1 protein-coding gene is annotated in these 1771 nt (G+C 72.9%); it reads right to left on the bottom strand.

The window, feature by feature from the left end; translation table 11 throughout:
- Positions 1-48: 48 nt before the first annotated feature.
- Complete coding sequence (locus G5C65_RS36725; RefSeq protein WP_165303369.1) at positions 49-1746, bottom strand: amidohydrolase; 1698 nt, start codon at positions 1744-1746, stop codon at positions 49-51.
- Positions 1747-1771: the final 25 nt, after the last annotated feature.

Here is a 1771-nt window from a genome sequence, read left to right as displayed (position 1 = left end):
GATGTCATCTCCGGCTCCTTGGTCGCGGGGGTTGTGGGGGTCGCGGGGTCAGCGTTCGTGGACGACGCGGCCGTCGAACACGGTGAGGTCCACCTGCGCGTCGGTGATGTCGTGCGGGTCGCGGTCCAGCAGCGGCCGGTCCAGTACGCACAGATCCGCCGCCTTGCCCGGCTCGACCGTGCCCTTCCAGTCGTCGGCGAAGTCCTGCCAGGCCGCGGTGGCGGTGTAGGCGCGCAGCGCGTCGGCGAGGGGCACGCACTGTTCGGGGCCGCTCGGCCTGCCGCTGGCCTTGGACTCGCGGAGCATCATCGAGGCGACGCCCTGCCGCCAGTCGGGCTCGGTTATCGGCGCGTCCGAGCTGGCGCACACCCGGACGCCGGCCTCGACGGCGGACCGCGTCGGCCACTGGTAGGCCGAGCGCTCGGGTCCCACGACCTCGTCCATCAGATCCGAGATGGTCCACTTGACGGCCGGGTTCATGTTGACGCCGTAGCCGTGCTCGGCCAGCTTGGCCAGGCTGCCGGGGGTGATGAAGTCGCCGTGGATGACGTAGTGGCGGGCGTCGGGGCGGGGTGCGGCCGTGTGCGCGGCGGTGAAGGCGTCCACGACCGTGTCGATCGCCCGGTCACCGGTGACGTGCACACCCAGTTGGAAGCCGGCCTCGTGGGCGATGCGGATCATCTCGCGGAGTTCGCCGACCTGGAGGGCGGGGGTGTCGCCGTGCACGCACAGCGCGCCGTGGCCGCCCTCGGGGTAGGGCTCGCTCATCCAGGCCGTACGGTTCGGCGGCACCCCGTCGCCGAAGATCTTCACGCCGATGGCGTTCAGCAGCCGCGGGTCCGCCGACTCCGGGCGGCGCAGCTCTTCCAGCCCTTTGCGCAGGTCGTCGGCGGAGCCGCCCATGGGTGCCGGCAGTAGGAGGACACTGACGCGTGCGTGGAGTTCACCGGCCGCCACGAGTCCGGCGTACGCGGTCCAGTTGTCGGTGCTCAGCCCGCTGAAGAGGGTTCCGGTGCCGCCGGGGCCGAGGCCGGGCTCGGTGTAGCTGGTGATGCCGCGCGCGTGGAGTTCTCGGACCACGCCCAGGATGGCCTGGCGGCGCCGGGCGATCGTGGGGGTGGGCAGGGCGTCCTGGACGAGCCGCTGGGCGGCCTCCCGCAGGATGCCGGTGGGCTCCCCGCCGGGGTCGGTGTCGATCACGCCGCCCGGTGGCGGCACGGTGCCCGCGTCGATGCCGCAGCGGCGCAGGGCCTCGGTGTTGGCCCACACCATGTGTGCGGAGAAGTCGGTCAGGCAGACGGGGTGGTGCGGCGCGACAGCGTCCAGGTCGCGACGGTGCGGGAAGCGGCGCGGGTCGGCCAGGCACTCGGCGAGGTAGCCGGAGTCCCAGCCGAGGCCGACGATCCACTCGCCGGGGCGGGCCGCCCGTGCGGTCCGCTGCACGGCCACGGCGATGTCGGCGATGGAGCCCACCGCGGGGTGGGCGACGTCGAGGGCGAAGGGCGGTTTCGTCATCCCGTACGCGGCACCGTGCAGGTGTGAGTCGTTGATGCCGGGCAGGACGGTCCTGCCGTCCAGTTCGACGGTCCGGGTGCGAGGGCCGGCCAGGGCACGCATCTGCGCGTCGGTGCCGACGGCGATGATGTCCCGCCCGCGCACGGCCACGCCTTCGGCGACGGTGAAGTCCTGGTCGACGGTGAGGACCTGGCCGCCGGTCAGAATGAGGGTGGGGGGCGTTGCGCTCATGGGGACTTCCTCCCGGGATCAGGAC

Origin of the sequence: Streptomyces boncukensis (assembly GCF_011045075.1) — a bacterium.
Lineage (GTDB): Bacteria > Actinomycetota > Actinomycetes > Streptomycetales > Streptomycetaceae > Streptomyces > Streptomyces boncukensis.
Note: the sequence above shows the minus strand (reverse complement) of the source record. Positions and strands in the feature narration are given on the sequence as shown.